20 protein-coding genes are annotated in these 25316 nt (G+C 72.4%); 7 read left to right on the top strand and 13 right to left on the bottom strand.

Annotation, left to right across the window (positions count from 1 at the left end):
- Window positions 1–107: 107 nt before the first annotated feature.
- The 8 genes from ACFY23_RS12650 to ACFY23_RS12615 all read right to left on the bottom strand — a co-directional run bounded on the left by ACFY23_RS12650 (window position 108) and on the right by ACFY23_RS12615 (window position 9582).
- Window positions 108–1427, bottom strand: a complete 1320-nt coding sequence (locus ACFY23_RS12650; RefSeq protein ID WP_350681252.1) for a hypothetical protein — start codon at window positions 1425–1427, stop codon at window positions 108–110.
- Between the two features lie 98 nt (window positions 1428–1525).
- Window positions 1526–2446 carry a fumarylacetoacetate hydrolase family protein gene (locus ACFY23_RS12645; protein ID WP_350681254.1) on the bottom strand — a complete coding sequence of 307 codons (921 nt, stop codon included), beginning with the start codon at window positions 2444–2446 and terminating at the stop codon, window positions 1526–1528.
- Window positions 2443–3279, bottom strand: a complete 837-nt coding sequence (locus ACFY23_RS12640) for an amidohydrolase family protein (RefSeq protein WP_350681256.1) — start codon at window positions 3277–3279, stop codon at window positions 2443–2445. Before ACFY23_RS12640 ends, ACFY23_RS12645 begins: the two co-directional genes overlap by 4 nt.
- Window positions 3276–4016 (bottom strand): hypothetical protein, encoded by a 741-nt coding sequence (locus ACFY23_RS12635; protein WP_350681258.1) that lies wholly within the window; start codon window positions 4014–4016, stop codon window positions 3276–3278. Before ACFY23_RS12635 ends, ACFY23_RS12640 begins: the two co-directional genes overlap by 4 nt.
- On the bottom strand, window positions 4013–5119 hold the full coding sequence (locus ACFY23_RS12630) for a DegT/DnrJ/EryC1/StrS family aminotransferase (protein ID WP_350681260.1): 1107 nt from the start codon (window positions 5117–5119) through the stop codon (window positions 4013–4015). Before ACFY23_RS12630 ends, ACFY23_RS12635 begins: the two co-directional genes overlap by 4 nt.
- Window positions 5116–7227 (bottom strand): heparinase II/III family protein, encoded by a 2112-nt coding sequence (locus tag ACFY23_RS12625; RefSeq protein ID WP_350681262.1) that lies wholly within the window; start codon window positions 7225–7227, stop codon window positions 5116–5118. Before ACFY23_RS12625 ends, ACFY23_RS12630 begins: the two co-directional genes overlap by 4 nt.
- Before the next feature lies 1 nt (window position 7228).
- Window positions 7229–8242, bottom strand: coding sequence for a Gfo/Idh/MocA family oxidoreductase (locus ACFY23_RS12620; RefSeq protein ID WP_350681263.1), 1014 nt, complete (start codon window positions 8240–8242; stop codon window positions 7229–7231).
- Between the two features lie 53 nt (window positions 8243–8295).
- Complete coding sequence (locus tag ACFY23_RS12615) at window positions 8296–9582, bottom strand: extracellular solute-binding protein (protein WP_350681264.1); 1287 nt, start codon at window positions 9580–9582, stop codon at window positions 8296–8298.
- Window positions 9583–9791: 209 nt separating this feature from the next.
- Between ACFY23_RS12615 and ACFY23_RS12610 the strand changes: the two genes are divergently transcribed.
- The 4 genes from ACFY23_RS12610 (at window position 9792) to ACFY23_RS12595 (ending at window position 14269) form a co-directional block, all read left to right on the top strand.
- Window positions 9792–10739, top strand: a complete 948-nt coding sequence (locus ACFY23_RS12610) for a sugar ABC transporter permease (protein ID WP_350681265.1) — start codon at window positions 9792–9794, stop codon at window positions 10737–10739.
- Window positions 10736–11554, top strand: a complete 819-nt coding sequence (locus tag ACFY23_RS12605; RefSeq protein ID WP_350681267.1) for a carbohydrate ABC transporter permease — start codon at window positions 10736–10738, stop codon at window positions 11552–11554. Before ACFY23_RS12610 ends, ACFY23_RS12605 begins: the two co-directional genes overlap by 4 nt.
- Window positions 11554–12423: a hypothetical protein gene (locus ACFY23_RS12600; protein WP_350681269.1), complete on the top strand. Its 870-nt coding sequence runs from the start codon at window positions 11554–11556 to the stop codon at window positions 12421–12423. Before ACFY23_RS12605 ends, ACFY23_RS12600 begins: the two co-directional genes overlap by 1 nt.
- Window positions 12424–12505: 82 nt before the next feature.
- Window positions 12506–14269 carry a family 20 glycosylhydrolase gene (locus ACFY23_RS12595; RefSeq protein WP_350681271.1) on the top strand — a complete coding sequence of 588 codons (1764 nt, stop codon included), beginning with the start codon at window positions 12506–12508 and terminating at the stop codon, window positions 14267–14269.
- A gap of 61 nt (window positions 14270–14330) precedes the next feature.
- On the opposite strand, the gene ACFY23_RS12590 is transcribed toward ACFY23_RS12595, so the two are convergent.
- Window positions 14331–15887 (bottom strand): hypothetical protein, encoded by a 1557-nt coding sequence (locus ACFY23_RS12590; RefSeq protein WP_350681273.1) that lies wholly within the window; start codon window positions 15885–15887, stop codon window positions 14331–14333.
- A gap of 349 nt (window positions 15888–16236) precedes the next feature.
- On the opposite strand from ACFY23_RS12590, the gene ACFY23_RS12585 reads away from it, so the two are divergent.
- A complete protein-coding gene (locus ACFY23_RS12585; RefSeq protein WP_350681275.1) occupies window positions 16237–16830 on the top strand; it encodes a hypothetical protein in 594 nt (197 codons plus the stop codon).
- A gap of 83 nt (window positions 16831–16913) precedes the next feature.
- On the opposite strand, the gene metH is transcribed toward ACFY23_RS12585, so the two are convergent.
- Window positions 16914–20429, bottom strand: coding sequence for a methionine synthase (gene metH, locus ACFY23_RS12580; protein ID WP_350681277.1), 3516 nt, complete (start codon window positions 20427–20429; stop codon window positions 16914–16916).
- 260 nt (window positions 20430–20689) lie between these two features.
- On the opposite strand from metH, the gene ACFY23_RS12575 reads away from it, so the two are divergent.
- The gene (locus tag ACFY23_RS12575; RefSeq protein WP_350681279.1) at window positions 20690–21559 is read left to right on the top strand and encodes a PAC2 family protein; all 870 of its coding nucleotides are present in this window, start codon (window positions 20690–20692) and stop codon (window positions 21557–21559) included.
- A gap of 128 nt (window positions 21560–21687) precedes the next feature.
- Window positions 21688–22479, top strand: coding sequence for a GntR family transcriptional regulator (locus ACFY23_RS12570; RefSeq protein ID WP_350681281.1), 792 nt, complete (start codon window positions 21688–21690; stop codon window positions 22477–22479).
- A 21-nt stretch (window positions 22480–22500) separates the two neighbouring features.
- Here the strand turns inward: ACFY23_RS12570 and mshC are convergent, their stop codons facing one another.
- The 3 genes from mshC to ACFY23_RS12555 form a co-directional block, all read right to left on the bottom strand.
- Window positions 22501–23739 (bottom strand): cysteine--1-D-myo-inosityl 2-amino-2-deoxy-alpha-D-glucopyranoside ligase, encoded by a 1239-nt coding sequence (gene mshC, locus ACFY23_RS12565; RefSeq protein WP_350681283.1) that lies wholly within the window; start codon window positions 23737–23739, stop codon window positions 22501–22503.
- A gap of 88 nt (window positions 23740–23827) precedes the next feature.
- Window positions 23828–24646 (bottom strand): SCO1664 family protein, encoded by an 819-nt coding sequence (locus tag ACFY23_RS12560; RefSeq protein WP_350681285.1) that lies wholly within the window; start codon window positions 24644–24646, stop codon window positions 23828–23830.
- On the bottom strand, window positions 24643–25218 hold the full coding sequence (locus tag ACFY23_RS12555; protein ID WP_350681287.1) for a DUF3090 domain-containing protein: 576 nt from the start codon (window positions 25216–25218) through the stop codon (window positions 24643–24645). The genes ACFY23_RS12560 and ACFY23_RS12555 overlap by 4 nt, the downstream gene beginning before the upstream one ends.
- Between the last annotated feature and the right edge of the window lie 98 nt (window positions 25219–25316).

Raw genomic sequence — 25316 nt, 5'->3', positions numbered from 1 at the left:
GCGGACGAGCTGACCGGGGTTGAGCCGTGCGGTGATCGGAATCGACTGTCGGGGTTCCGATCACCGCGCGCTGCCGTTGCCGGCGCCGGCAACGGCAGCCGCCCGGGTCAGCCGAGCCGCTCGACCATCAGCCGGTACGCCTGCCGGGGCCGGCCGGGACCGGTGGCCCGTGCCGGTGGCATCTGCCACGCCAGGCCCAGATCGGAGAGGGTGTGCAGCAGCCGACGGGCCGCCCGGGGCGTGATCTGCAGCAGGTCCGCGACGCCGGGGGCGTCGACCACCACCGGTCCGGCTCCCGGCGGTTCCCCGGCGGCCCGCATCGCCGCCACCAGCCGGCCGAGCGTCGCGACCGCCTTCTCCCGGGCCTCCTGCTGCGCGGCCATCCGCACCCGGGGCCGCGACGGCAGCAGCAGCACATGACCGTCGTGCCCGACGAGATAGCTGTGGTGCTCGCCGTCGGTGCGCGACCTCACCAGTGCCGCGCGGGCGTTGGCTTCCGCCTGCCGGGCCGTCTCCCCGAGCCCGATTCCCAACTCGATGCCGATGCCCAGCTCCGCACGGACGCGTTCGACGAACGGCGGGACCGTGAAGTCATCGGTCGCCGCGACCAGCGACCCGAGCGTGGCGACCACGTAGTAGCTGCTCTCGTCCCGGGGCAGCACGGTGGCGCCCATCCCGCGCGCCTCGTCCAGCAGCAGCCCGTGCAGCGCCAGCCGGAGCGCCCCGAAGTCGCCACCACCCACCGGCGCCTGGACGATGCCGATCGCGATCTGCGACTCCTCCAACCGGCTGCCGAGCCCGAGCAGCAGCGCGGTCCGCAGCGCGACCCGCACCGTCGCCTTCGTCGGTCGGACGAGCAGCACCGGCACGCCAGCGGCGGTGAGCCGCTGCGCCACGGACCGTACGCTGGTCAGGCCGACCGTGGTCGCGCCCGAGCGGTACAGCTCGGAATGGAACGACTCGAAGGCGCTGGGCGAGGACGGGTCGGAGTATTCCAGGACGTGCACCCCGTCGGGGGCGATGCCGATCTCCGCGTACGCCTCGTCCACCTCCCGCCGCGGCACCGAGTCGATGCTGATCCGGCGCAGGTCGTATCCGCCGTCGAGGACCGCGCGCAGCAACGTGCCGTACAGCGCCGAGCCGGAGAGCGGGACGAACGTGGCGGGCACGCTCAGCGCGTCCGCCTCCCGCGCCAGGTCGTAGGGCAGCGGGCCGGCGAACAGGCACACGTCCAGGTCGGGCTGGACCCGGGCCAGTTCCCGGGCGATGTCCGCCTCGTTCTCGTACACGACGGCGACGAGCCAGAAGTCGACCGGACCCTCGGTGAGGTCCGCGCCGAGATGCATGGTGGTGGCCACCACGTCGGCCGTGCCGACGACACCGACGGTGAGCCTGTGACCGTGCCCCTCGGAACCCGCCACCGCCACCGGTCACACTCCTGTCTCACGACCTGTGTGCAGACTACCGACGCAGCCCGTGACGGGCACGGGCGGCGAATGCCTGCCCTACCCGTACGGCCGGACCGTCACACGCCGGCGGGGACGGGCTCACCCGCACCGGCCAGGCCGGCGGACGGCGGCACGGCGGGGGCGAAGACGACCCGGTTCCGCAGCACCCCGAGGCCACCGATCCGCACCTCGACGGTCGAGCCGTCCGGCACCGGCCCGATGCCGTCCGGGGTGCCGGTCGCGATCACGTCGCCGGGCTCCAGGGTCATCACCGCGCTGAGCCGGACCAGCAGCTCCCCCACCCCGAAGATCATCTGGTCGGTGCCGCCGCGCTGGCGCACCTTGCCGTCCACCCGCACCTCGAGGGTGAGGGCCTGCGGGTCGGCAATCTCGTCGGCGGTGACCAGCCACGGCCCGATCGGCCCATAACCGTCGATGCTCTTCGACAGGTCCCAGGGATGCCGCGCCTCGATGTCCTCCAGTTGCAGGTCACGCGCGGTCAGGTCGTTGCAGATCGTGTACCCGGCCACCGCGTCGCGCCACGTCGACCCCGTGAGGTGCCGCGAGCGTCGGCCGATCACCACCGCCAGTTCACCCTCGTGGTCGATCCGCCGGGTCAGTGGCGGCACGACGACGTCGCAGCCGTGGCCGGTGAGGGTGTTCGGACCCTTCAGGAAGATCACCGGCCGGGCTGGCGGCGTGAAGCCACCCTCCTGGGCGTGCGCCCGGTAGTTCAACGCGAGGCAGATCATCTTGGGGACCGGCCAGACCGGTGGCCCGAGCGCAGTGTCGTCGAGCCGGCGTACGACGTCACCGTCCGGTCCGGCCGCGGCCCTGGCGTCGGCCGCGACCTGCCAGCGCTCCCGCTCGGCGGGGGGCATGGCGGCGAGCGCCACCGGACCGGCGTCCAGCCCGAGCGCGTCGGCGCGGACGACGAGGTCGCCGACGCCGATGCCGACGCGGGGGCCGTCCGGTGTCCGTAGTCCGGCGATTCTCACAGCGCTCCATCCTTCGGGGTCGAGTCGGTCACGGTCGGATGCGGAAGCAGCGCGGCGAGGGCACCGCCGAGGACGGTCACCCGGTCGGCCAGCGGTAGGTCGGCGAAGAGCACCCGGCCGATGGAGAACCGCAGGTCGATGAAGGGGAAGTCGGAGCCGTAGATCACGCGGTGCGCGCCCAGCTCCCCGACCATCCGCTCCAGCGCGTAAGCGGTGAAGTGCGAGCCGCAGATCTCCGGGTAGAGGTTCGGGTGTCGCCGGGACAGCTCGATGACCGTGTCGAAGCCGGCCGGCAACGCACCCGCGTGCCCGAGCAGGATGGTCACCTCCGGGTGACGCTCGGCGATCGTGGCGAGCAGGGCCGGATCGTCGTACGGCGACCCGGTCCAGGTGTGGCTGAGCACCGGCCGCCCGGTCGCCGCCGCATACTCCCACACCGGCCGGTACGCGGGCCCGGTGACCGGGTACTCGTGCAGGCTCGGATGCAGCTTGACACCGACGAAGGCGGGGTCGTCGGCCCACCGGGCCAGCTCGGCGTCCGGGTTCTGATGCGGGTTGACGGTCAGGTAGCCGGCGAGCCGGTCGGGGTGGGCCCGTACGGCGGCGGCGGTCGCGGCGTTGCCGGCGACGGTGTCCAGCTCGATCGCCAGGCACGAGGAGAGCACCGCCCGCCGTACCCCGCAGCGGTCCATCAGCCGGATCATCGCCTCGGCGGACGGGTCCGGGATGAAGAACCGGCTGTAGGGGCCCAGGTGGGCGTGCCCGTCGATGACGGCGACGTCGGTGAGCGGGACCCGCTGCCGGACCGCCGCGGTCAGTGGATCGTCCGTCACCACAGCTCACCACCGATGAGTCGCCGCAGGTTACCGCCACCGATCGCGCCGACCGCGCCGCCGTCGAGTTCGGACCAGAGCAGCCGGGTCACCGCGTCGGCCGGGTCACGCAGCGGCAGCCCGGTACCGAACAGCAGCCGGCCGCACCCGAACCGCTCCACCAGCCACTCCAGGCCGAGGTGGCTGCCGAGATAGGAGAGGTCGAGGTGCACGTTGCCGGTACGCGCCAGGACGCCGGCGAGCTGCCGCAGGGCGCGGTATCCGAGCTGGCAGACCACCACCGGCAGCGCGGGACGGGCCGCGGCGACCGCCTCGATCTCGGCCATCGGCGCCTGGGCGGCGTCGATGAGCAGGGGCAGGCGCGCCGCCGCCAGCGCGTCGAGCAGCGGCGCGCAGTCGGGTCCGCCCAGCGCGTACCCGTGGTCGGCCGGGTAGAGGCGGACCGCGACGACGCCCTGGCGGCGGGCCGCGACGACGAACTGCGTGGGCGGCGCCACCTCGCCGCAGCTGTCGGGCAGGCCCACCCAGGCGGGTCGCAGCCGCGGCTCACCAGCAAGCTCGGCCAGCAACAGGGCGTTGCCGGAGGCCGGGTCGTGCCGCCAGGCGGCGGTGTGGGCGACCACGGCCCCGTCGATGCCGAACCGGTCCATCAGCTTGACCAGCGCGGCGGCACTGCCCTCCCCCGCGTTGGCGGTGGGCAGCCGGCCGAGCATCGCGTTGCAGTCGATCAGGTTCACCGCTGCGCCTTCTCCACGGCGGTGACCACCTCGGCCATCCGCTCCACCGGCGCGAGCAGCAACTGGTGCGGCAGCCAGACCGTCTCCCGGCAGGCCCGCTCGGTCTCGGGAAGGTGCAGACCGGGGTACCGGTCGGCGAAGAGCGGCTGCCGGTAGAGGGGAACCGGGTACCCGGGGACCGCCGGGACACCGAGGCCACGCAGCGCCTCGACCAGTTCCCCCACCGGGCCGCGGTCGTGGCGGAACAGGTAGAGGTGGTGGGCGTGGACGGCGACCCAGGGCGCCCGCCCCTGCGGCGTCACGGTCCCGCGCAGGTGCTGGTCGAGGTAGCCGGCGGCGGCCTCGCGCGCCCGCACCTGGCCCGGTAGCCGGTCCAGTCCGGCGCAGAGCAGCGCCGCCTGCATCGCCGTCAACCGCGAGTTCCACCCGAGCACGTGGTGCTCGTACCACGCGCCCCCGGTCACCCTGCCCTGGTTGCGCAGCGAGCGGATCCGCTCGGCGAGGGCGTCGTCGTTCGTGGTCAACGCGCCTCCCTCGCCCGCGGTGAGGTTCTTGGAGCCCTGGAACGACCAGGAGCCCAGGTCGGCGAGCGCGCCGACCGGGCGGTCGCGGTGCCGGGCGCCGTGCGCGTGCGCGGCGTCCTCGATGAGCGCCAGCCCGTGCCGTCGGCAGAGTGCGCCGAGCGCGTCGAGATCCGCCGGGTGACCGCCGAGGTGCACGGCGATGACGGCGGCGGTGCGCGCCGTCACGGCGGTGTCGACCGCGGCCGGGTCGAGGCAGTAGCTGTCGGGGTCGATGTCGGCGAAGACCGGCGTGGCGCCGGCCAGCGCGACCGACGAGGCGGTGGCCAGGAACGTGTAGGCGGGCACGATGACCTCGTCTCCCGGCCCGATGCCGAGCGCACGCAGCCCGAGCAGGAGGGCATCCGTGCCGTTCGCGGCGGTGATCGCGTGGCGGGCGCCGGTGTGCTCGGCCCAGCGCCGCTCGAACGCGGTGACCGCCGGTGCGTCGACGCCGTTCCAGGCCCCGGAGTCGAGCACCGCGCGGACCGCCTCCAGGTCGTGCTCCGTCCACTGCGGCCAACTCGGCCAGGCGCCGGTCATAACTCCCCCTCGCAGTCGATCTCCACCGTCCACCGGCCGGCCGCCGGCAGGGTGATCCGTGTCCCGTCGTCGGTCCGGGCCGGACGGATCCGTACGCCGTCCAGCCGGGTCGCACCCTGCGCGCCGACCCGGATGGCGGTCCGTCGGGCGGCATCCACGGTGAGGACCCAACGCGTCCCGTCGACAGTCAGCCCCACCGCCTCGGCCGGCCCCCGCACCAGCGGGCGCCCGGCGTGCTCGATCGGCTTTCCGGCCCACGACGCCGCGGCGCGGAGCCGGCCGTGGCGAAGCCGCGTCAGGAAGCCTCGGCCCATCAGGTCCACGCCCTGGTCGTGGGTGATCCGCAGCACCGGGCCGGACTCGGCGACCCGCACGGCGGGACGGGCACCGGCGTACGGCACCAGCAGGTGCCGGGCCCGGCCGGCCGGGTAGGTCAGGGTGAGCCCGTGCAGCGTCGCCGGTGCGGACCCGCCGTCGCCGTCGGGGATCCGGGTCGGCCCGGTGTCGGTGTGGACCGCCTCCGGCGCCTCGACGGGGAGCACGAGCAGGGCAGGACCGCCGCCGCCGTGCAGTCCGGTGGCGGGGTCGCCCCGCCAGGTCCTGAGTGCGCCCAGCCGCCAGGCGTACGGCCCGGCCGGGTAGTCGTCCTCGACGATCCAGTACGTCGGTTCGCCGCGCAGCAGGACGACGGTCCGGCGGTGCGGGGCGCCCCAGCCGGTGTGCGCGGCGACCAGCACGTCGCACGCGGGCAGCGTCAGGTGCAGGTCGATCCGGGCGTCGTGGTCCTCGCCGACGTTCCGCTCGCCGACGCGGACGGTGTTGTGCGCCCGCGTCGCGCGGTACCAGTCCTGATACCGCGGGTCGTCGTAGCTGTCCGGCCCGCCCGCCTCCCACGCCAGCGGGGCGCCGTGGCCCCACAGCACCAGGTCGAGCGCGGCGTGGTGACTGTGGCTCTCCAGCTCATGCTCGATGTACGGCCCGCAGTTGACCACCCCGTGGTGCTCCCCGGCCCGCAGCACCGCGAACTTGCTCTGCGGCAGCAGGACCGAACCGGCCGGCGCGACCTGCGGCGACTCCGCGGGCAGGTCACGCGGTGCCAGCCAGGCGAGGATTTCGGTGATCCGCTCGGGCGGCAGGTGCCGCCGGGCGACGGCGAGATAGGTGGGGTCGCCGTAGAGGTGCCAGCCGCGCAGCAGCGGTTCGGCCACGTACGTCAGGTGGGAGTCGTTGAAGGGTGGTATCACCCCGTCCGGCGTGGCCATGGCCAGCAACCAGTCGTGCATCGCGCGTAGCCGCGGATGCGTCCGCAGGCTCTCGTCGCGCAGCGCCGCGTTCTGCAGGCCGGCCAGGCACATCAGGTGGTAGGACGGGCTGCGCTCGTAGTGCCCGCCGTCGGCGTACACGTCCAACGCCAGGTGCTCGTGCAGCCGCTCCCGGGCGACCGCCGCCCAGCTCGCCGCCTCGGTGAACTCCGGCAGGAACCCGGCGATCTCGGCGAGCACCGCACAGCCGGCAAGCTGCCAGTTGCCGTGCCGGAACGTGTCGTGCTCCTCGGCGAGCCAGCGGGCGCCGCCGAGCAGGGTGGCGACCAGGTGGTGCCAGCTCTTCTCGCTCAGCTCCCGGCCGAGGGTGTGCAGGGCGCGCATCAGCACGTGCGACCGGGAGGCGACACCGAGGGTGTACCAGACGACGTCGAGCCCCGGCCACTCACCGCGCACCTGGTCCCGGGCGGCGTACCAGTCGTCGAGGATCGCGGCGAACCGGTCGGCGTAGCGCCGCTTGCCGGTGAGCGCGTACGCCTGCACCAGTGGATCGGTCCAGGAGAGGTAGTGGAAGCCGTACAGCCCGGACCGGCCGTGGGCCGGATCGGTGAAGTCGACCGGCCGGTCCGCCAGTGCGTCGGCGGCGGCCAGCACCGCCGCCGCACGGGCGGTGCCGCGGACCTGCGCCGCCCATCGGCGCGGGTCGCGCACCGGACTCGTCCCGGTCCGTGTGGTCAGGCGGGCCCGCAGGTCCGGCACCTCGGTCGCGGCGGCGAGCATCGCCGCACTGATGTGCCGCATCCGCGCCTCGTCGACGTGGGCCGGCTTCTCCACGAAGGTGGTCATGTCAGACGGCTTCCGGTCGGCCGGAGGCGACGGAGCGGTGGATAGCGGCCAGCACCGCCGTGACGTGCCGGCTGGACTCCAGCGTCACCAGCGGCTCGCGGTCGTGACGCACGCAGTCGACGAGGTGCCAGACGGCGTCGCGCACGGCACCGGCCGGCACGCCGTGCACGGTACGCATCAGCAGGTTGCGGGGGTACTGGTAGGCATCGTCCGTGGCGATCTCGATCTGCTCGCACTTGCGGTCGAGATGGATGACACCCCGCTCCCCGACGACCTCGACGAAGGAGTCCGTCATGGTGGGGTACGTGTCCGGGTAGGTCCAGCAGGATTCGAAGGTGGCGACGCCGCCGCCCCGGAAGCGGCACTGCGCCTGGATCGCGTCCGGGGTGTGCACGCCCAGGTCGCGCAGCACCCCGTCGACCGCGGAGGCGTAGACGGTCTCCACCTGGTCGTCGAAGAACCAGCAGACCAGGTCGATGTCGTGGCTGGAGAGGAACCAGGCGCAGGTGGTCCGGTCCGCCCACGGAATCATCCGGGTCGGAACGTAGCGGGTGTCGTTCTTGCGGGCGTAGGCCAGCCGGGGCCGGCCGATGGCACCGGCGGCGATGCGCTCCTGCGCCTGCGCGTAGGCGGGAACCCAGCGGTGGTTGAACAGGGTCATCGCCTTCACCCCGGCCCGCCGGACGGCCGCCAGCGCCCGGTCCGCGTCGGCCGGGTCGGTGGTGAACGGCTTCTCCACCAGCACGTGCTTGCCGGCTTCGGCGGCGGCGCGGACGATGTCGGCGTGCAGGTGGTCGGGGGTGGCGACGACGACGATCTCCACATCGGGGTCGGCGACCAGCGCCGCCGCGTCCCGGTGGACCCGCGCGCCGTGTTCACCGGCGAGTTTCTCCGCCGATGCGCGGGTCCCGCTGGTGACCGCGACGACCCGGGTCGCCGGGTGGTCGCCGAGGATCTCCGCGTGGGCCCGGCCCATGATCCCGGCGCCGGCGATCCCGACACCCAACTGCGACATGCTGCGTCCTTTCCCGGCCGGCGCCGCCCCCGTGCGTGGCGGCACCGGATCGATCACTTGGCGGCGAGGATGGCGTTCCACTCCCGCTCGGCGTCGGCGACCGCCTGGTCGACGGTCTTGGCCCCGGAGAACATGGCACGCATGTTCTCCATCCACCGCTCGTTGAGCTTGTCGTCGGCACCGGTGCCGAGGAACCCGAGCTTCACCGCCGGGAGTTCCTCCGCGACGATCTTTCGCGCCTGGTCGCCGAGGTCACCGGGCTGGAAGGTGCTGAAGTGCGGGTCCTTCAGGGACTCCAGCGTGGACGGATAGATAGCGACCAGCTTGCAGAAGGCCGTCTGGTTCTCGGCACTGGTCACGTAGCTCGCGAAGGCGGCGGCCAGCTTCGGGTTGTCGGCGCCCTTGGGCACCACGAGCGTCTGCTGGTCGGAGAGGATGTGCGCGCCGGTCTGGCCGGTCACGGCGGGGGCCAGTCGGATCGCCCGGTAGACGCCCGGGGCGTTCTTCTGGATGTTAGTGAGGGTGAAGGGCAGGATCGAGGCGGAGAAGGCGATCTGCTGGTTCTCGATGGTCTGCGGCAGGCTGCGGTCGTCCTTGCCGATGGTGCCCGGCGCGATCCCACCCTTGTCGTAGGCGTCCTTCCAGGTGCTCAGCAGTGCCTTGACCTCGGGGGTGTTGAAGGCGGCCTTGCGGCCGTCCGGGGAGAGCACCGGCATCCCCTCGGACTGCAGGACCGCCACCATGGGCAGGCCGTTCATGCCGTAGACACCGGGCGTCGCCTGGTGCAGCCTGATGCCCCACTGCAGCGCCTCGGTGTACGTCCTCGGCGGCTTGTCGACGTCCAGGCCGGCCTTTCGGACCAGTTCGCTGTTGTACATGAACACCGGCGCGCCGCCGTTGTACCAGGGCAGCGCGACGAGCTTGCCGTCGGCCTTGAGCGGCTCAAGGAGATTCGGCGTGTACGCCTGCTGCTGCTCGACGGTGACGTGCGGGCCGAGATCGGTCAGCGACGGGACGAACCCTTCCAGGTCGAGATTGCTCAGGTTGACCACGTCCGGGACCTTGCCCGAGGCGACCGCCGCGAGGAGCTTGGGCTTGATCTCCTTGCCCGGCACGTCGACCCAGGTGACTCTGGCGCCCGGGTGCTCTTTTTCGAACCCGTCGATGAGCCCGCCGATGTAGCTCTCGAAGTTCTTCTTCAGGTTGATCGTCCAGAACTCGATCTCCATGCTGCCGCTCTCGGCCGGTGCGTCGTCCTTGGTGCCGGCGACGCATCCGGTCGTCAGGCTGAGCGCGAGTCCGACGGCCAGGCTCCTGGCCAGCAGCGATGCGACCCTCACGGCGGACCTCCAATGGTGTCGGGGATCGATGGGTCACCGGGCGAGGCGGTGGAGATGCATCGGCGACCTTGACAGTCCCTGGGGGGCGAAATATGGTCCGGACTAAATTTCGGCGGTCCTTAAAGCTCGTTGCGGACAAAGGTTATCCATCGCGGCCAGGCTGTCAAGAGGTTCGATCCGACTCACTGCTCACCCTGAGGATGTGCGGCATGACGATGACGGTGATGCCAGCGCCGACGGAACCGGCGCACCCGACCGTCCCCTCCGGACGGCGCACGCGGCGCGTCCGCCAGCACTGGCGCGTCACGCCGTACCTGTTCCTGCTGCCGGCCCTCGCGCTGCTCGCCGTCTTCTTCGTCTGGCCCGCGATCACCGCCGTGCAGTTGGCCTTCTACGACTACCGGGTGGTCTCCCCCGCCGAGTTCGTCGGCCTGGACAACTTCGTCCGGATGGGGGACGACCCACGCTTCTGGACGGCCCTGGCGAACTCGGGCCTCTTCCTGGTCGGGATGCTGCCGATCCTGGTCGTGGTGCCGCTGTTCCTGGCCGTCCTGGTCAACCTGCCGCTGCGCGGGATCAAGATGTTCCGGCTGGTCTACTACCTGCCGGTCGTCACCTCGATGGTCGCCGTGGCCATCGCCTGGAACTACGTCTACCACCAGCGGGGCATGCTCAACTGGCTGCTGAGCAGCATCGGCCTGCTCGACCAACCGGTGCAGTACCTGCTCGAGCCGGGCTGGGCGTTGCCCGCCCTCGTCCTCGTCGAGAGCTGGAAGTCCCTCGGCTACTACATGATGATCTACCTCGCCGGATTGCAGTCCATCCCGCGCGACCTCTACGAATCCGCCTCAGTCGACGGCGCCGGACCGTGGCGCCGGCTGCGCAGCATCACCGTGCCCCTGCTGCGCCCCTACATCGCGGTGGTCACCGTACTCGCCGCGCTCGACTCGATGCAGGTCTTCACGTCGGTCTTCGTCATGACGCAGGGCGGCCCGCAGGACGCCACCCTCACCCTCGGCTACTACCTCTACGACGAGGCGTTCCGCCACTTCAACATGGGCTACGCCAGCGCGATGGGTCTGGTCCTGTGGGCGATCCTCGTCGTCCTCTCCCTCGTCTCCTACCGCCTGACCCGCGGAAAGGCGGCCGCCGCATGAGCCTCGTGAAGAAGACCGCCTGCTACGCGCTGCTGTGCCTCGTCGGCGCGCTCTTCGTCGTCCCGTTCCTCATCCTGCTCGCCAGCGCCCTGAAACCGGCGAGCCAGCCGGTCTACTCGTTCCCGCCGCAGCTGATCCCGCTGCCCCCGGTGGCCACCTGGTTCGTCGAGGCGTGGACCCAGATCCCCTTTCCGCGGTACCTGGCCAACTCCCTGCTCTACGAGCTGATGACCGTGCCGGCGTACCTGGTCATCTCGGCGCTCGCCGCCTACCCGCTGGCCCGGATGGACTTCCGGGGCCGGGCGCCGCTGTTCGCGCTGATCGTGTCGACGATGTTCCTGCCCGGCGAGGTCATGCTGGTGCCGCGTTTCCTCGTCGTGTCCGAACTCGGCATGGTCGACACCTTCGCCGGCGTCGTCCTGCCCGGGCTGCTCTCCGCCTTCGGCATCTTCCTGCTCAAGCAGGCGTTCGAGCAGATCCCCCGGGAACTGCTCGACGCGGCCCGGGTGGACGGGTGCAACGAGTGGCAGATCTTCTGGCGGGTCGCGGTCCGCCAGGTCACCCCCACTCTCGCCACCCTGGCCATCTTCGGCTTCATCGGCGTCTGGAACAACTTCATCTGGCCGCTGGTGGTCCTCAAGAGCGAGGACAAGTACCCCGTCGCGCTCGGGCTGGCATACCTGCAGGGCATCTTCGGCACCGACGTGCGCTCGATGGCCGCGGGCACCGTGATCGCGGTGCTGCCCATCGTCATATTCTTCATCGCCATGCAGAAGCACTTCGTCGACGGCATGCGCGGGGCGGTGAAAGGCTGATGGCCCGGATCGGGCTGGTCGATCTGGACACCAGCCACCCCGGCGAGTTCATCCCGCTGCTGCGGGCGATGGGGCACGACGTCACCGCCGTCTGGCATCACGGCCCGACCGACGAGTTCGCCGCCCGGCACGACATCCCACACGTCATGGACGACCTGTACGAGATGGCCGAGGCGGTGGACCTCGCCGTGGTGTCCGGCGCCGACTGGTCGGCGCGCCTCGAGCGGGCCACCCCGTTCGTCACCGCCGACCGGGCGGTGCTGCTGGACAAGCCGCTCGCCGGGAACGTCGCCGACCTGAGCCAGCTCATCGAGTGGGGCGACCACGGCGTACGACTCTCCGGCGGCTCGTCACTGCGCTGGGCGGTCGAGTCCGACCCGGAGGCCGAGTTCGCCCTCGTCGGCTGTTCCGGCCACGAGTTCGACCGCGGGATCCACGCGTACTCGCTGCTGCACGGCCTGTTCGGGCCCGGCATGCATCGGGCCCGGTGGCTCGGCGGGCACGGTCAGCACCGGGTGGAGATCGCCTGGGCCGACGGGCGGACCGGGATGGTGTCGGTGGGCGAAACGGCCTCCTCGCACCCGTTCCACGCCACCGTCCTCTCCGGGCAGTCCGTCCGCCACATCGAGGTCGAGCCGTCGACGCTCCACGCCAGGTTGCTGCACGCCGTCGTGCCGTACCTGCGCGGAGACGCCCCGAACCCGCTGCCGGTGACCGCCCTGGTCGAACCGGAACTGGCGGCCCTCGCCGCACTGCAATCCCGGCACGACGGCGGGCGCTGGGTCGACCTGCGGGATCCGTACCTGTTCGACGTGGAGTACGACGGTCCGGCGTTCGCCGCCGCGTACCGCCGGGCGCGGCAGCGATGAAACCGCCCCGCGAAGCAGGCCGCGATCGGGGTCAGGCGAACGAGGTCCACCGACGCGCTCGGCCCCGGAGAGGACTCGCCACATGATCGAGGCCCGTGCCGTCTTTCCCGAGCCCGGCGGTTTCCGCCCCCCGGCCGGAGCCGCCGTCCACCACCCGCCCGGTGCCGAAGCCACGGCGGCCCGGGTGGCGGGCCTGCTCGGGCTGCCAACCCGGGCCGTGAGCCGGGCGCCGGGCCGGTGGGTGGTGGTCGGTACGTCAGCCGACCCCACGCTGACCGCGCCCGACCGGCCCGACGGTTTCGCGCTGGCCGTGACCGGCGACCGGATCGAGCTGACCGGACGCTCCCCGGCGGCACTCGCCTACGCGGCCACGTCGCTGACCACCGAGGGGCTGGACTGCCGGCGCCTGGTCGACTTCGCCGACCTCGCCGTCCGGGGCGTGCACCTGGACCTCAAGGGACCGTCCCTGAACCCGTCCTACCTGGAGGGCCTGCTCGCCCGGCTCGGCGCACTACGCGTGAACACCCTGCTGGTCGAGTACGAGGACAGGTTCCCGTACCCACCGGAGCTGGACCTGGCCGCGCCGGACCCGGTCGACGTGCCGGGGCTGCTCGCCACCGCCACACGGCACGGCATGACCGTCATGCCGCTGGTGCAGTGTCTCGGCCACCTGGAGTACGCCCTGCGTCGCCCGCGCTGGCGGCACCTCGCCGAGGACGAGCGGCACCAGCAGCTGTGCCCCTCCCTACCGGGGGCCCTCGATTTCTTCGCCGCCACCCTGGACGCGGTCCTCGCGGCCCACCCGGACGCGGGCATGGTGCACATCGGCGGCGACGAGCCGTGGTCTCTGGGCGGCTGCTCCCGCTGCGCCGGGCAGCGGCGGAGCGACCTGTACGTCCGGCACGTGGCCGCCGCGGCCCGGCTGGTGATCGAGGCCGGCCGGCGGCCGGTGCTGTGGGACGACGTGCTCTACGGCGAGCGTCACCCTGCCCTGGTCGACGCGCTGCCGCCCGAGACCGTCCTGATGCCGTGGGAGTACGCGGCGACCGGCCGCACGGGCTGGGCGCGGTGGGGCACGCCCCAGACGCTGGTGGCGGCGTCCAACCGGCTGGAGTCGGCACCGCCCGGCGCGCCCCTGATACCGGCCGGGTCGCTGCCGCCGGACGAGCGCCGGCTCATCGCGGCGGTGAAGTCCGGCGACCACCCGCTGCCGTGGGCGCGGGCGCTGACCGCCCGCGGTCGCGCCGTCGTGGGAGCCTCGGCGGCGCGCGGCGCGGACGGCCCCAACGTCGCCTACCCCGCCTGGTCGCGGCGGCTTGCCAACGTACGCATGTGGGCGCGGGAGGCCCGCGCGCTGGGTGCCGACGGCGTGGTCAGTACCGCGTGGGCGGCGTACGACACGGTCTCCCCGCCGTGCGAACCGCTCGCCACCGCCGAGCCGGTGCTGGCCGCCTCCGCGACGCTGTACTGGAACGCCGACGCGGCGGCGGCGTTGCCGTCCTGGTGCGGGGTGATCGAGCGCGGCACGGTCCACGAGCTGCGGGCCCTGTACGAGTCGGCCGACGATCCGCTGGTGCGGGCCTGCGCCGGGCACCGGTTGCTGGTTCACGCCACCGACGACATCGCCCAGACCGCCGCCTGGCACCACGCGGCCGAACCCGGGGACCCGGCGACGTCGGCCGCCCGGGTGCTGGCGACGAGCACGGTGGAGGAGCTCGTCGGGCGGTGGCACGCGTGGCGCGAGGAGTACGCCGCCGCCATCGCCGGCTGCTACACCGACGGTGCGGACGCGGTCGCGGGGGCGAAGACGGCCGAGCCGCTGCGCCGGCTGGCGGCGTTGCGTTGAGTCCGGTCCCGGCACCGGCCGGTCGTGTGCCGCAGCTCGCACGGCCGGTGCCGGGCGTACCTCACCGCACGCGGCTGGCCCAGTTCAGCCACGCCGCGCCGTAGATCGGCACGATGCCGGGGGCCGGGTTCTGGTTGCGGTACATGGTGGCAACGGCCTCGACCATCCGCCGGTCCTCGTCGTACGGAGCCAGGGCGAGCCAGCCGGCCACGATCTGCTCGGACGCCGCGCTGCCGATGACGCCGGCCGGGCCGACGTAGGACCAGACGGTCGGCTGACCGTCGGCCCGGGTCGTGATGATCTCGCGGCTGAGGGTGGCGGCGAGCGCGCGCATGTCCGCCCGCCGGGCGACCAGACCAGCCTCGTACGCCGTGACCATCATCTGCACGTCGATGTGCCCGTGCGAGACATCCTCGAGGCGGGTGCTGGCCCCGGAGCGCGGAATGTTGTTGCTGACCCGGTCCTCGGGCGTCCAGCCACGGTACGGCCAGCCCCTGGTCCAGTAGTAGGTCCAGGCCGCCGTACCGGCGCTCTTCCACCGGATGTCGTCGCGGAACGTGTGCACCAGGGCCGAGGCGCGCTCGGCGTGGGCCGGACGGAGGCCGGCCCGGTACAGCTCCAGGTAGGCCCGCGCGACGCTGGTGTAGTAGTTGTGCGGCCAGTCGACCCCGTCGTAGTTGACCGGGTCGTCCCGCAGGGCGATGTAGTAGCCGTACCGCCCCTCCTGGACGAACTCCCGGTCGTGCACGGCGAGCGCGGCGTCGGCCGCGGCATAGTACTCGCGGGCCTTGTCGCGGTAGGGGCTGCTGGATCGCAGCTTCGGGTCGGCCGCGACGAGGCGGGCGAACTTCGCGATCGGGTACGCGATCTGCCCGGTGTGCACGACGGAGTGGAACTTCGGCGCGGTCATCAGGGTGTCCACCGGCACCGGCTCGCCGGCGGCGTCCGGGCTCGGGCGCACGTCCTTGACGGTGACCTGGGCTCCCCCGACGTAGAAGGACTCGTTGATCCGCCGGACCGCGTAGTCGGGGCTCGCGGGATCCATGGAGAGGTTGTCGTACGTGTCGCCGACCCGTCGGTAGGCCGAGTAGACCCACAGCTTGAAGGTGCCGGGGTTGGTGCCCGGGGTGACGGTCAACCGGGACGTGGCGCTGAACGCCAGGGCCGAGCGCACGCGCAACGTCGGGCGCCCCTGCGCGTCGGTGAGCAGCACCTCGCCGACCGAGTAGGGGTCACCGGTCTGCCAGGCGGGCAGGGAGAGCCCGCGCCAGTCGACGACGCCACGGACGCTGTCCCGGTTGGCCAGCACGTGGTCGATGTGGTCGATGGCCTTGTCCAGGTAGTACGTGTCCCGGTGCGCCTCGTACATCAGCAGGTACGCCTGCAGCACGTAGGACTCGCCCCAGCCGAGCGCGCCGCGGTTGTCGTTGAGATCGTCCTTCCGCCCGTTGCCACCGTTGAAACCGAGGTCGAGCGCGTCGAACGCGGCCCGGGTGGTGAAGTCGGGGGTCTCCGCGGCGCGCGCCGGCGTGGCCGGTGCCGCGCCGAGGCCGGCCAGCGCCCCACTGGCGGCCGCGCCGATGAGCAGGCCGCGCCTGCTGATACCGGAGGGTGTCATCTGCACCTCCATCGAGGAGTGGAAATCTCTCTCCGCGCAACCTATGGTCCGCGACCCCACCGGTCAATACTTTCGGCGGTCCCATTTTCGCTATCTGTGTCGCCGTATTGATCGGGCGGCCGGAACCCTGCCCTGCCCTCCCCCAACCGGAGGCAAGGTGGCGCTTCGGAACCCTGAGCACCGCCCTCACCGTCGCCGCCCTGACCCTTGCCGCGCCGGCCGGGGCCGCGCCCGCCGAGAAGGCCCCCGGGATCACCGAGACCATCTACACCGCGACCGGTGGAATGCGCCGGGTCCTCCCGGCCGAGCGCCTGATCCCGCTGTCACACCCCTGAGGCACCGTCCAGATATGGATCAGAACAAGGCAAGACCGCTGCGCGACCAGGCAGAGCTGCGGAAAATCCTGTCCAAGGTTCTCGACCACATCGATCCGGGTGCCAACGGAATCGGCTATCGGCTGGTCGGCACCAGTGCCGCCCTGTTGCAGGGCGTCGAACTTCAGGCCAGCGACGTCGACATCCTGGTCGCCCGTCGAGACGACGTCGACACCATCGCAGCCGCGTTGTCCCGATTCCCATGCCTGGATCCGCCGGTTTGGCTCCCGCACGCCGGGCAGTACTTCGCGCACTATGAGGTCGACCAGATCGATGTGGGGGTCAGCACCGTCGAGCGACAGGCCGATACCGACGTGCTCGAATGCGTCGGGACCGGCCCGTGGCAGCACTATCGTCCAGTCCAATGCGGCAGGCACGTGGTTCCCGCGGTCCGACTGGAGTTGCGGTTGGTCTCAGAGCTCTACCGGGATCGCCCGGACCGGTACATGCCACTTATCGATCACCTGCGGATGCACGGTGCTGACCTGCAACTCGTCCAGAAGGCAATGACCGAACGCGCGGTGCAACCCGCACTGCAAGCACGCGTGCGTGGTCTGCTTCTCCCCTGAGCCACCATCAGACATCCGGACCAGGCTCGACCACCGGACGCCCGCGCCGCCCCACCAACGCCAACCCAGGCAGGGCAACGGCGTCACTTGGCGTTGAAGTAGCTCGCCTCCGGGTGGTGCACCACGATCGCGTCGGTGGCCTGCTCGGGCATCAACTGGAACTCCTCCGACAACTGCACGCCGATCCGCTCCGCGCCCAGCAGCTCCACGATCTTCGCGCGGTCCTCCAGGTCCGGGCAGGCCGGATAGCCGAACGCGTACCGGCAGCCCCGGTAGTCGGTGCGCAGCAGGCCCGCCAGGTCGGCCGGGTCGTCGTCGGCCACCGTACGGCCGCCGGGCAGAGTCAGCTCGGCGCGGATCCGCCGGTGCCAGTACTCCGCGAGGGCCTCGGTGAGCTGCACGGACAGGCCGTGCACCTCCAGGTAGTCGCGGTACTCGTTGCGGGCGAACAGCTTGGCGGCGTACTCGCTGACCGGCTGACCCACCGTGACCAACTGCAACGCCACCACGTCCAGCTCGTCGCCGCGCGGGCGGAAGAAGTCGGCCAGGCAGAGCCGCCGCTCCTGGCGCTGCCGGGGGAAGGAGAACCGGGCCCGCTCGGCGTGCCCGTTCTCGTCCAGCACCACCAGGTCGTTACCCTCGGCGTACGCCGGGAAGTAGCCGTACACGACGGCGGCCTCCAGCACCTGGTCGGCGATCAGCCGGTCCAGCCAGTAGCGCAGCCGCGGCCGGCCCTCGGTCTCCACCAGCTCCTCGTACGACGGGCCCTGCCCGCTGCGGGCGCCACGCAGGCCCCACTGCCCGAGGAAGGTCGCCCGCTCGTCGAGCAGCGCCGCGTAGTCCGCCAGCGGCACGCCCTTGACGACCCGGGTGCCCAGGAACGGCGGGGTGGGCACCTCGACGTCGGTGGCCACGTCGGAGCGAACCGAGGCGTCGTCCAGTGCCGGCAGCGACTCGGTGACGATCGCCCGCTGCCGCTCGCGGCGCGCCCGGCGGGCCGCCAGGGCCGCCTCCCGCTCCGCGTCGATGACGGGTGCCCCGCCGCGCTTGGCGGTCATCACCCGGTCCATCAGGGACAGCCCCTCGAAGGCGTCCCGGGCGTAGTGCACCTGGCCGGGGAACATCGACCGCAGGTCGTCCTCGACGTACGCCCGGGTCAGCGCGGCCCCGCCCAGCAGCACCGGCCAGCGCTCCGCGACCCCGCGCGCGGCCATCTCGGCGAGGTTCTCCTTCATGATCACGGTGCTCTTGACCAGCAGGCCGGACATGCCGATCGCGTCGGCGCGGTGCTGCTCGGCGGCGTCCAGGATCGCGCTGATCGGCTGCTTGATACCGATGTTGACGACCTCGTAGCCGTTGTTGGACAGGATGATGTCGACCAGGTTCTTGCCGATGTCGTGCACGTCACCCCGCACGGTGGCCAGCACGATTCGGCCCTTGCCGCCGTCCTCGGCGGTCTCCATGTGCGGCTCCAGGTACGCCACCGCGGTCTTCATCACCTCGGCGGACTGGAGCACGAACGGCAGCTGCATCTGGCCCGAGCCGAACAGCTCGCCGACGACCTTCATGCCGTCGAGCAAAATGTCGTTGATGATGGACAGCGGGCTGCGCCCCTGCGCCATCGCCGCGTCCAGGTCGGCCTCCAGGCCGTTGCGCTCCCCGTCGATGATCCGCCGCTTGAGGCGTTCCTCCAGCGGCAGCGCGGCCAGTTCCTCCGCCCGCCCGGCACGCGCCGACGCGGCGTCCACGCCCTCGAAGATCTCGATGAACCTCTGCACCGGGTCGTAGCCCTCGCGCCGCCGGTCGTAGACGAGGTCCAGCGCCACCTCCCGCTGCTCGTCGGGGATCTTGCTGAACGGCAGGATCTTGCTGGCGTGCACGATGGCGCTGGTCAGGCCGGCCTGCTGGCACTCGTGCAGGAAGACCGAGTTGAGCACCTGCCGGGCGGCCGGGTTGAGCCCGAAGGACACGTTCGAGATGCCGAGGGTGAAGTTGACGCCCGGGTAGCGGCGGGCGATCTCCCGGATCGCCTCGATCGTCTCGATGCCGTCGCGCCGGGTCTCCTCCTGACCGGTCGCGATCGGGAAGGTCAGCGCGTCGATGAGGATGTCGGAGCGGTCCATCCCCCACCGACCGGTGAGGTCGTCGATCAGCCGGGCCGCGACCCGCACCTTCCACTCGGCCGTCCGCGCCTGCCCCTCCTCGTCGATGAGCAGCGCCACCACGGCGGCGCCGTGCTCCTTGACGACGGGCATCACCCGGGCGTACCGCGACTCCGGCCCGTCGCCGTCCTCGAAGTTGACCGAGTTGACGACGCACCGGCCGCCGAGCATCTCCAGCCCCGCCTCGATCACCGCCGGCTCGGTCGAGTCCAGCATGATCGGCAGGGTGGAGGCGGTGGCGAAGCGACCGGCGAGCTCCCGCATGTCCCGCGTGCCGTCGCGGCCGACGTAGTCGACGCACAGGTCCAGCAGGTGCGAGCCGTCGCGGGCCTGACTGCGGGCGATCTCCACGCAGGCCCGCCAGTCGCCGGCGAGCATCGCCTCGCGGAACGCCTTGGAGCCGTTGGCGTTGGTCCGCTCCCCCACCATCAGCACGGAGGCGTCCTGGGCGAACGGCACCGGGTGGTAGACCGACGAGACTCCCGCCTCGTGCCGGGGCTCGCGGGGCGCCGGGCTCGTGCCGTGCAGGCGCTCGGACAGCACCCGGATGTGCTCGGGGGTCGTGCCGCAACAGCCGCCGACCAGCGAGACGCCGTACTCGGTGACGAACCGCTCCAGCGCGTCGGCCAACTCCACCGGCGTCAGCGGGAAGTACGCCCCGTCCGCGGTCAACACCGGCAGACCCGCGTTCGGCATCACCGACAGCGGGATCCGGGAGTGCTGGGAGAGGTAGCGCAGGTGCTCGCCCATCTCGGCCGGCCCGGTCGAGCAGTTCAGCCCGATCAGGTCGACTCCCAGCGGCTCGATGGCCGCCAGCGCCGCCCCGATCTCGCTGCCGACCAGCATGGTGCCGGTGGTCTCCACGGCGACGTGGCAGATGATCGGCACCGTCCGGCCGAGCTGGGCCATGGCCCGCTTCGAACCGACCACGGCAGCCTTGACCTGGAGCAGGTCCTGGCACGTCTCCACGATCAGCGCGTCGGACCCCCCGTCGATCAGGCCGGCGGCGTTCTCCTGGTAGGCGTCGCGCAGGGTCGCGTAGTCGGCGTGCCCGAGGGTGGGAAGCTTGGTGCCCGGGCCGATGGACCCGAGCACGAACCGGGGGCGCTCCGGCGTGGCGTACGCGTCGGCGGCCTCCCGGGCGATCCGCGCCCCCGCCTCGGAGAGCTCGCGGATGCGGTGCGGGATGTCGTACTCGCCCAGGTTGGCCAGGTTGGCCCCGAAGGTGTTGGTCTCGACGCAGTCCGCGCCGGCGGCCAGGTACGCCTCGTGCACCCCGCGGACCACGTCCGGCCTGGTGACGTTGAGGATCTCGTTGCAGCCCTCGTAGCCCTCGAAGTCGTCGAGGGTGAGGTCAGCCGCCTGCAGCATCGTGCCCATGGCGCCGTCGGCGATGAGGATCCGGTCTGCCAGCACGTCGAGCAATGAGGTCCGCACGGGGTTCAGGTTAGTGCCGCCGCGACCCGATGGGCTCCCCCGTGCTTGCCTTCCCACATTCTGTCAGCGGGATCACGCTGTCCGGTTCATCGCGGTATGAGGCCGGCGCCGGGCCCGACCGGCGCGGCCGACGGGCCCCTTCCCGCGCCGGGACGTAGGCTGGCGGACGTGAAGGACTACAGCGACAGCACCACGCCCGGCGGGCGGGCGACCGGGTACGGTCCCGGCGCCGCCCCCGACGAGCAGGGTGAGGTGACGGCGTGACCGAGTTCGACGGACTGCCGGTGCTGCGGTCCCCCGTGGCGATCGCCGCGTTCGAGGGGTGGAACGACGCCGCCGACGCGTCCACCGCCGCCGTCGAGCACCTGGAGCAGGTGTGGCAGGCCCGGCAGGTCACCGAGCTGGACCCGGAGGATTTCTACGACTTCCAGGTCAGCCGCCCCACCATCACGATGGCCGAGGGCGAGACCCGCCGGGTGGAGTGGCCCACCACGCGCTTCATGGTGGCCAGCCCCGAGGGCACCGAGCGGGACGTGGTGCTGATCCGGGGCATCGAGCCGAGCATGCGGTGGCGCACCTTCTGCGAGCAGGTGCTGGAGATCTGCCACAGTCTGGAGGTCGAGCGGGTGGTCGTGCTCGGCGCCCTGCTGGCCGACGTGCCGTACACCCGGCCGCTGCCGATCAGCGGCAGCGCCTCCGACGCGGAGGCCGCGAAGCGCTACCAGCTCACCCCCACCCGCTACGACGGCCCGACCGGCATCGTGGGCGTGCTGCACGACGCCTGCAACCGCGCCGAGGTCGACGCGGTGTCGTTCTGGGTGCACGTGCCGCACTACGCCAACAACCCGCCCTGCCCGAAGGCCACCCTCGCCCTGCTGCACCGGGTCGAGGAGGTGCTCGACCTGCCGGTGCCGATGGCCGACCTGGCCGAGGAGGCCGCCGAGTGGGAGCAGCGGGTGCGCAGCGCCGCCGAGCAGGACGCCGAGCTCGGCGAGTACGTGCGCGAGTTGGAGGAGCGCGTCGGTGACGCCGGCATCACCCCGCTGACCGGCGACGAGATCGCCCAGGAGTTCGAGAAGTACCTGCGCCGCCGGGGCGGCTCCGCCGGCCCGACCGCCGGCTCCTGGTAGCGCCTTTTCCCCTGCCTGCCCGGGCCCCGGACGCACGCGCGTCCGGGGCCCTTTTTGTCGTGTCCGGGGTGGCGCCGTCACCACCTCTACGGCATCCTAGGAACCTAGCTGTGATCGAGGAGGCGGGCATGCAGATCAATCCGGGGGCGGCCGAGTTCCCGCATCGGCAGATCGCCGCGCAGCTCAAGGCCCAGATCCGCCGCGGCGACTGGGGGCCGGGCGAGCGGCTGCCGTCCATCCCGGCGATCGCCGAGATGTTCGGCGTGGCGAAGCAGACCGTGCAACGCGCCGTCGACCAGCTACGGGTCGAGGGCATCCTGATCACCAAACCCGGCTCCGGGACGTACGTCCGCGGCACCCGGCGGCGGCTCAACCGGCTCTCCCGGGGCCGGTACGGCGGCTTCCGCGGCTACCACACCGACCTGGCCGCCCGGTACCGGCAGCAGCTCGTCTCGGTCGGCCGGGCCCCCGCCCCGCCGGAGGTCGCCGACGCGTTCGGGGTCGCCGACGGCACCGAGCTGCTCTGCCGGCGCCACCTCGTACGCACCGAGGACTCCCCGGTCGAGGTGGGCGCCTCGTGGTTCCTGCCCGCCGACACCGCCGGCACGTCGCTGGAGCGCGCCGAGGCGTTCGGCCGGCCGCTCTACCAGGAGGCCGAGGAGGCCACCGGCCGGCGGTACGTCTCGGCAACCGACACGATCAGCGCCCGCCAGCCCAGTCGCGAGGAGGCGGAGACCCTCCAGATCCGTCCCGACACCCCCGTGCTGCACCTGCTGCACGTCGCGTACGACGGCCACCGCAAGCCGATCGAGGTCGCCCAGGCCACCTGGCCCGGCCCGGTCACCACGCTCACCGAGGAGTACAAGATCCCCTCCCCCACCCCGGACCCGGACCCCGACCCGGGCCTGGTCCTGGGCTGACCGAGCCCGAAGGGGCGGGGGTCAGAGGCGGATGCCCAGGAGGGCGTCGAGGGTGTCGGCGAAGAGGGCGGGGGCGGCCGGGTCGGTCGCGTCACCGGCGAGGGTGGCCTCGGCCCACTCGTCGGCCAGCGTCAGGGCACCCGGCGAGTCGAGGTCGTCGGCGAGTCGGGCGCGTACGCCGGCCAGGAACGCCTCCCCCGACGGGCCGGCGGGCGCGGCGGCGGCCTGCCGCCAGCGGGCCAGCCGCTGCTGCGCGGTCGCGAGCAGCTCGTCGGTCCAGGAGCGGTCGGTGCGGTAGTGCCCGGACATCAGCGCCAGCCGGACCGCCATCGGGTCGACCCGGTCGGCGCGCAACCGGGAGACGAAGACCAGGTTGCCCCGCGACTTCGACATCTTCTCGCCGTCCAGGCCGATCATGCCGGCGTGCACGTAGTGGTCGGCGAACGGCGCCGCGCCGGTGAGCCGCTCGGCGTGCGCGGCGGAGCACTCGTGGTGCGGGAAGATCAGGTCGTTGCCGCCGCCCTGCACGTCGATGCGGTCGCCGAGCAGGTTGAGCGCGATCACCGTGCACTCGATGTGCCAGCCGGGGCGGCCGGGCCCCAGGTCGCCGCCCGGCCAGGAGGGCTCGCCCTCGCGGGCGCCGCGCCACAGCAGCGGGTCGAGCGGGTCGCGCTTGCCGGCCCGGTCGGGGTCGCCCCCGCGCTCCGGGAAGATCTCCAGCATCTGCTCGCGGGTCAGGTTGGACTCGTAGCCGAACCGGGGCGCGGCGGCGATGTCGAAGTAGACGTCGCCGGTGCCGTCCTCCAGGCGGTACGCGGCCCCCTCCTTGAGCAGCACGAGGACCTTCTCGGCGATGTCGGGAATGGACTCGACCGCGCCGACGTAGTGCGCCGGCGGGATGATCCGCAGCGCCTCCATGTCCTCCCGGAACAGCGCCGTCTCGCGCATCGCCAGGACCTTCCAGTCCTCGCCGTCGCGCTCGGCCCGCTCCAGCAGCGGGTCGTCGATGTCGGTGACGTTCTGCACGTAGCGCACGTCGAGGCCCGCGTCCCGCCACATCCGCTGCACGAGGTCGAACGCGATCATGGTGGCGGCGTGGCCGAGGTGGGTCGCGTCGTACGGGGTGATGCCGCAGACGTACATGGTCGCGGTGCCGGAGGGATCGCTCGGCCGGACGCCCTGCCGTGCCGAGTCGAACAACGCCAGTGGGCCGCCCCTGCCCGGCAGCCGCGGCACCTCGTGTCCCGCCCAAGAGTCCATGACCGTCAGCCTAACCAGCCGTCGGACCCGGACACGGGCACCCCACGGGTGATCATCACGACAGCGCCGCGAGGATCGGCGGGAAGGGTCACATGGGGGGCCAGGGCACCGCCGGCCAGTCCGGCGACGGCTGCGGGAAGCAGCCGGTGTGGCGCAGCCGGTCGACCCGGGCGGCCAGCTCGGCGATCTCCCCGAGGGTGAGGTGGTCGGCCAGTTCCGCGCCGAGCGCGCCGGCGAGCTGGCCGGCGAGCGCGTCGAGCATCTCCACGGCGTCCGCCGGCAGCGGCCGGCCGGCCCAGCCCCAGAGCACCGTGCGCAGCTTCTCCTCGACGTGGAAGCTGACGCCGTGGTCCACGCCGTAGATCCGGTCGTCCGGGCCGGCCAGCACGTGGCCGCCCTTGCGGTCGGCGTTGTTGATCACCGCGTCGAGCACCGCGAGTCGGGCCAGCCGCGGGTCGTCGGCGTGGGCCAGCGCGTAGGGCGTGCCGTCGTCGTCGCGGGCCGCGGCGATCGGGAACCAGCGGGGCGGCAGCGCGTCGGCCGGCACGAAGCCGACCAGTGGCTCGGCGTCCTCCGGCTCGTCGATCCAGAGCTGGCACGACCCCGGCCCCAACGGGCCGTCCCGCAGCACGGTGGGCGGGATCAGGTCCCACCCGGTGGCGCGGGAGACCACGTACGCCGAGACCTCCCGACCGGCCAGGGTGCCGTCGGGGAAGTCCCACAGCGGTCGCTCACCCCGCACCGGCTTGTAGACGCAGCGCGCGGTCGCCCCGTCGAGGGTCAGGATGCCGCGCAGGGTGGTGTTGGAGGCGTCGACGAGCCGCCCCTCCAGGTCGAGTCGTCCGTCGCGGAGCAAGCGGAGCGCGGCGTCGCCGTCCTGTCGGGGCTGGAGTTCCGACGAGGTCACCGGTGATAACCGTTGTGGCGCGGGCAGAGGTGACCCGCCGGGTCGAGCGGCTGGCCGCACAGCGGACAGGGCGGCCGGCCGGCGTTGACGACCCGCCGGGCCCGTTCGATGAACGCGCGGGTCGCCTCGGGGGTCAGCCGCACCCGGAGCCGGTCGAGGTCGTCGTCCGGCTCGTCGTCGACGTCCTCGTCGTCGTCCGGCTCGCCCAGCTCGACCTCGGCCTCCGCCTCGCCGGCGGCGATGGCCTCGATCACCACGGTCGTGGTGTCGACGTCGAAGGCCAGCCCGAGCGTGCCGACCCGGAACTCCTCGTCGACCGGTGTGTCCAGCGGGTCGTTGTCGCCGACGGCGGGCACCGGCTCGGGCAACTGGACGCCGAAGCGGCGCTGCGCCTCGGAGAGCAGCTCCTCCAGCTTCTCGGCGAGCAACGACACCTGGACCTTCTCCAGCGCGACGCTAACCAGCCGGCCGCCGCCGCGCGCCTGGAGGAAGAACGTGCGCTCCCCGGGCGGCCCGACGGTCCCGGCGACGAACCGCTCCGGCGGCTCGAAGGCGTGCACCTGGTGGGTCATACCCACGACCCTATCCGGCGCGCCACGGCATCGCGTACCCCACCGACGCGAATCGCCGCGCCCCCGCCGCGCCCGGCGGACCGGCGGCCGGACGCGGG

This window comes from Micromonospora sp. NPDC000121 (assembly GCF_042899165.1).
Taxonomy (GTDB): domain Bacteria; phylum Actinomycetota; class Actinomycetes; order Mycobacteriales; family Micromonosporaceae; genus Micromonospora.
Note: the sequence above shows the minus strand (reverse complement) of the source record. Positions and strands in the feature narration are given on the sequence as shown.

Excerpts from the sequence above, each read along its gene's own strand:
- ACFY23_RS12630 (WP_350681260.1), bottom strand. The coding sequence starts at position 5,119 with ATGACCGGCGCCTGGCCGAGTTGGCCGCAGTGGACGGAGCACGACCTG.
- ACFY23_RS12625 (WP_350681262.1), bottom strand. The coding sequence starts at position 7,227 with ATGACCACCTTCGTGGAGAAGCCGGCCCACGTCGACGAGGCGCGGATG.
- ACFY23_RS12620 (WP_350681263.1), bottom strand. The coding sequence starts at position 8,242 with ATGTCGCAGTTGGGTGTCGGGATCGCCGGCGCCGGGATCATGGGCCGG.
- ACFY23_RS12610 (WP_350681265.1), top strand. The coding sequence starts at position 9,792 with ATGACGATGACGGTGATGCCAGCGCCGACGGAACCGGCGCACCCGACC.
- ACFY23_RS12605 (WP_350681267.1), top strand. The coding sequence starts at position 10,736 with ATGAGCCTCGTGAAGAAGACCGCCTGCTACGCGCTGCTGTGCCTCGTC.
- ACFY23_RS12600 (WP_350681269.1), top strand. The coding sequence starts at position 11,554 with ATGGCCCGGATCGGGCTGGTCGATCTGGACACCAGCCACCCCGGCGAG.
- ACFY23_RS12595 (WP_350681271.1), top strand. The coding sequence starts at position 12,506 with ATGATCGAGGCCCGTGCCGTCTTTCCCGAGCCCGGCGGTTTCCGCCCC.
- ACFY23_RS12590 (WP_350681273.1), bottom strand. The coding sequence starts at position 15,887 with ATGACACCCTCCGGTATCAGCAGGCGCGGCCTGCTCATCGGCGCGGCC.
- ACFY23_RS12585 (WP_350681275.1), top strand. The coding sequence starts at position 16,237 with ATGGATCAGAACAAGGCAAGACCGCTGCGCGACCAGGCAGAGCTGCGG.
- ACFY23_RS12570 (WP_350681281.1), top strand. The coding sequence starts at position 21,688 with ATGCAGATCAATCCGGGGGCGGCCGAGTTCCCGCATCGGCAGATCGCC.
- mshC (WP_350681283.1), bottom strand. The coding sequence starts at position 23,739 with ATGGACTCTTGGGCGGGACACGAGGTGCCGCGGCTGCCGGGCAGGGGC.
- ACFY23_RS12555 (WP_350681287.1), bottom strand. The coding sequence starts at position 25,218 with ATGACCCACCAGGTGCACGCCTTCGAGCCGCCGGAGCGGTTCGTCGCC.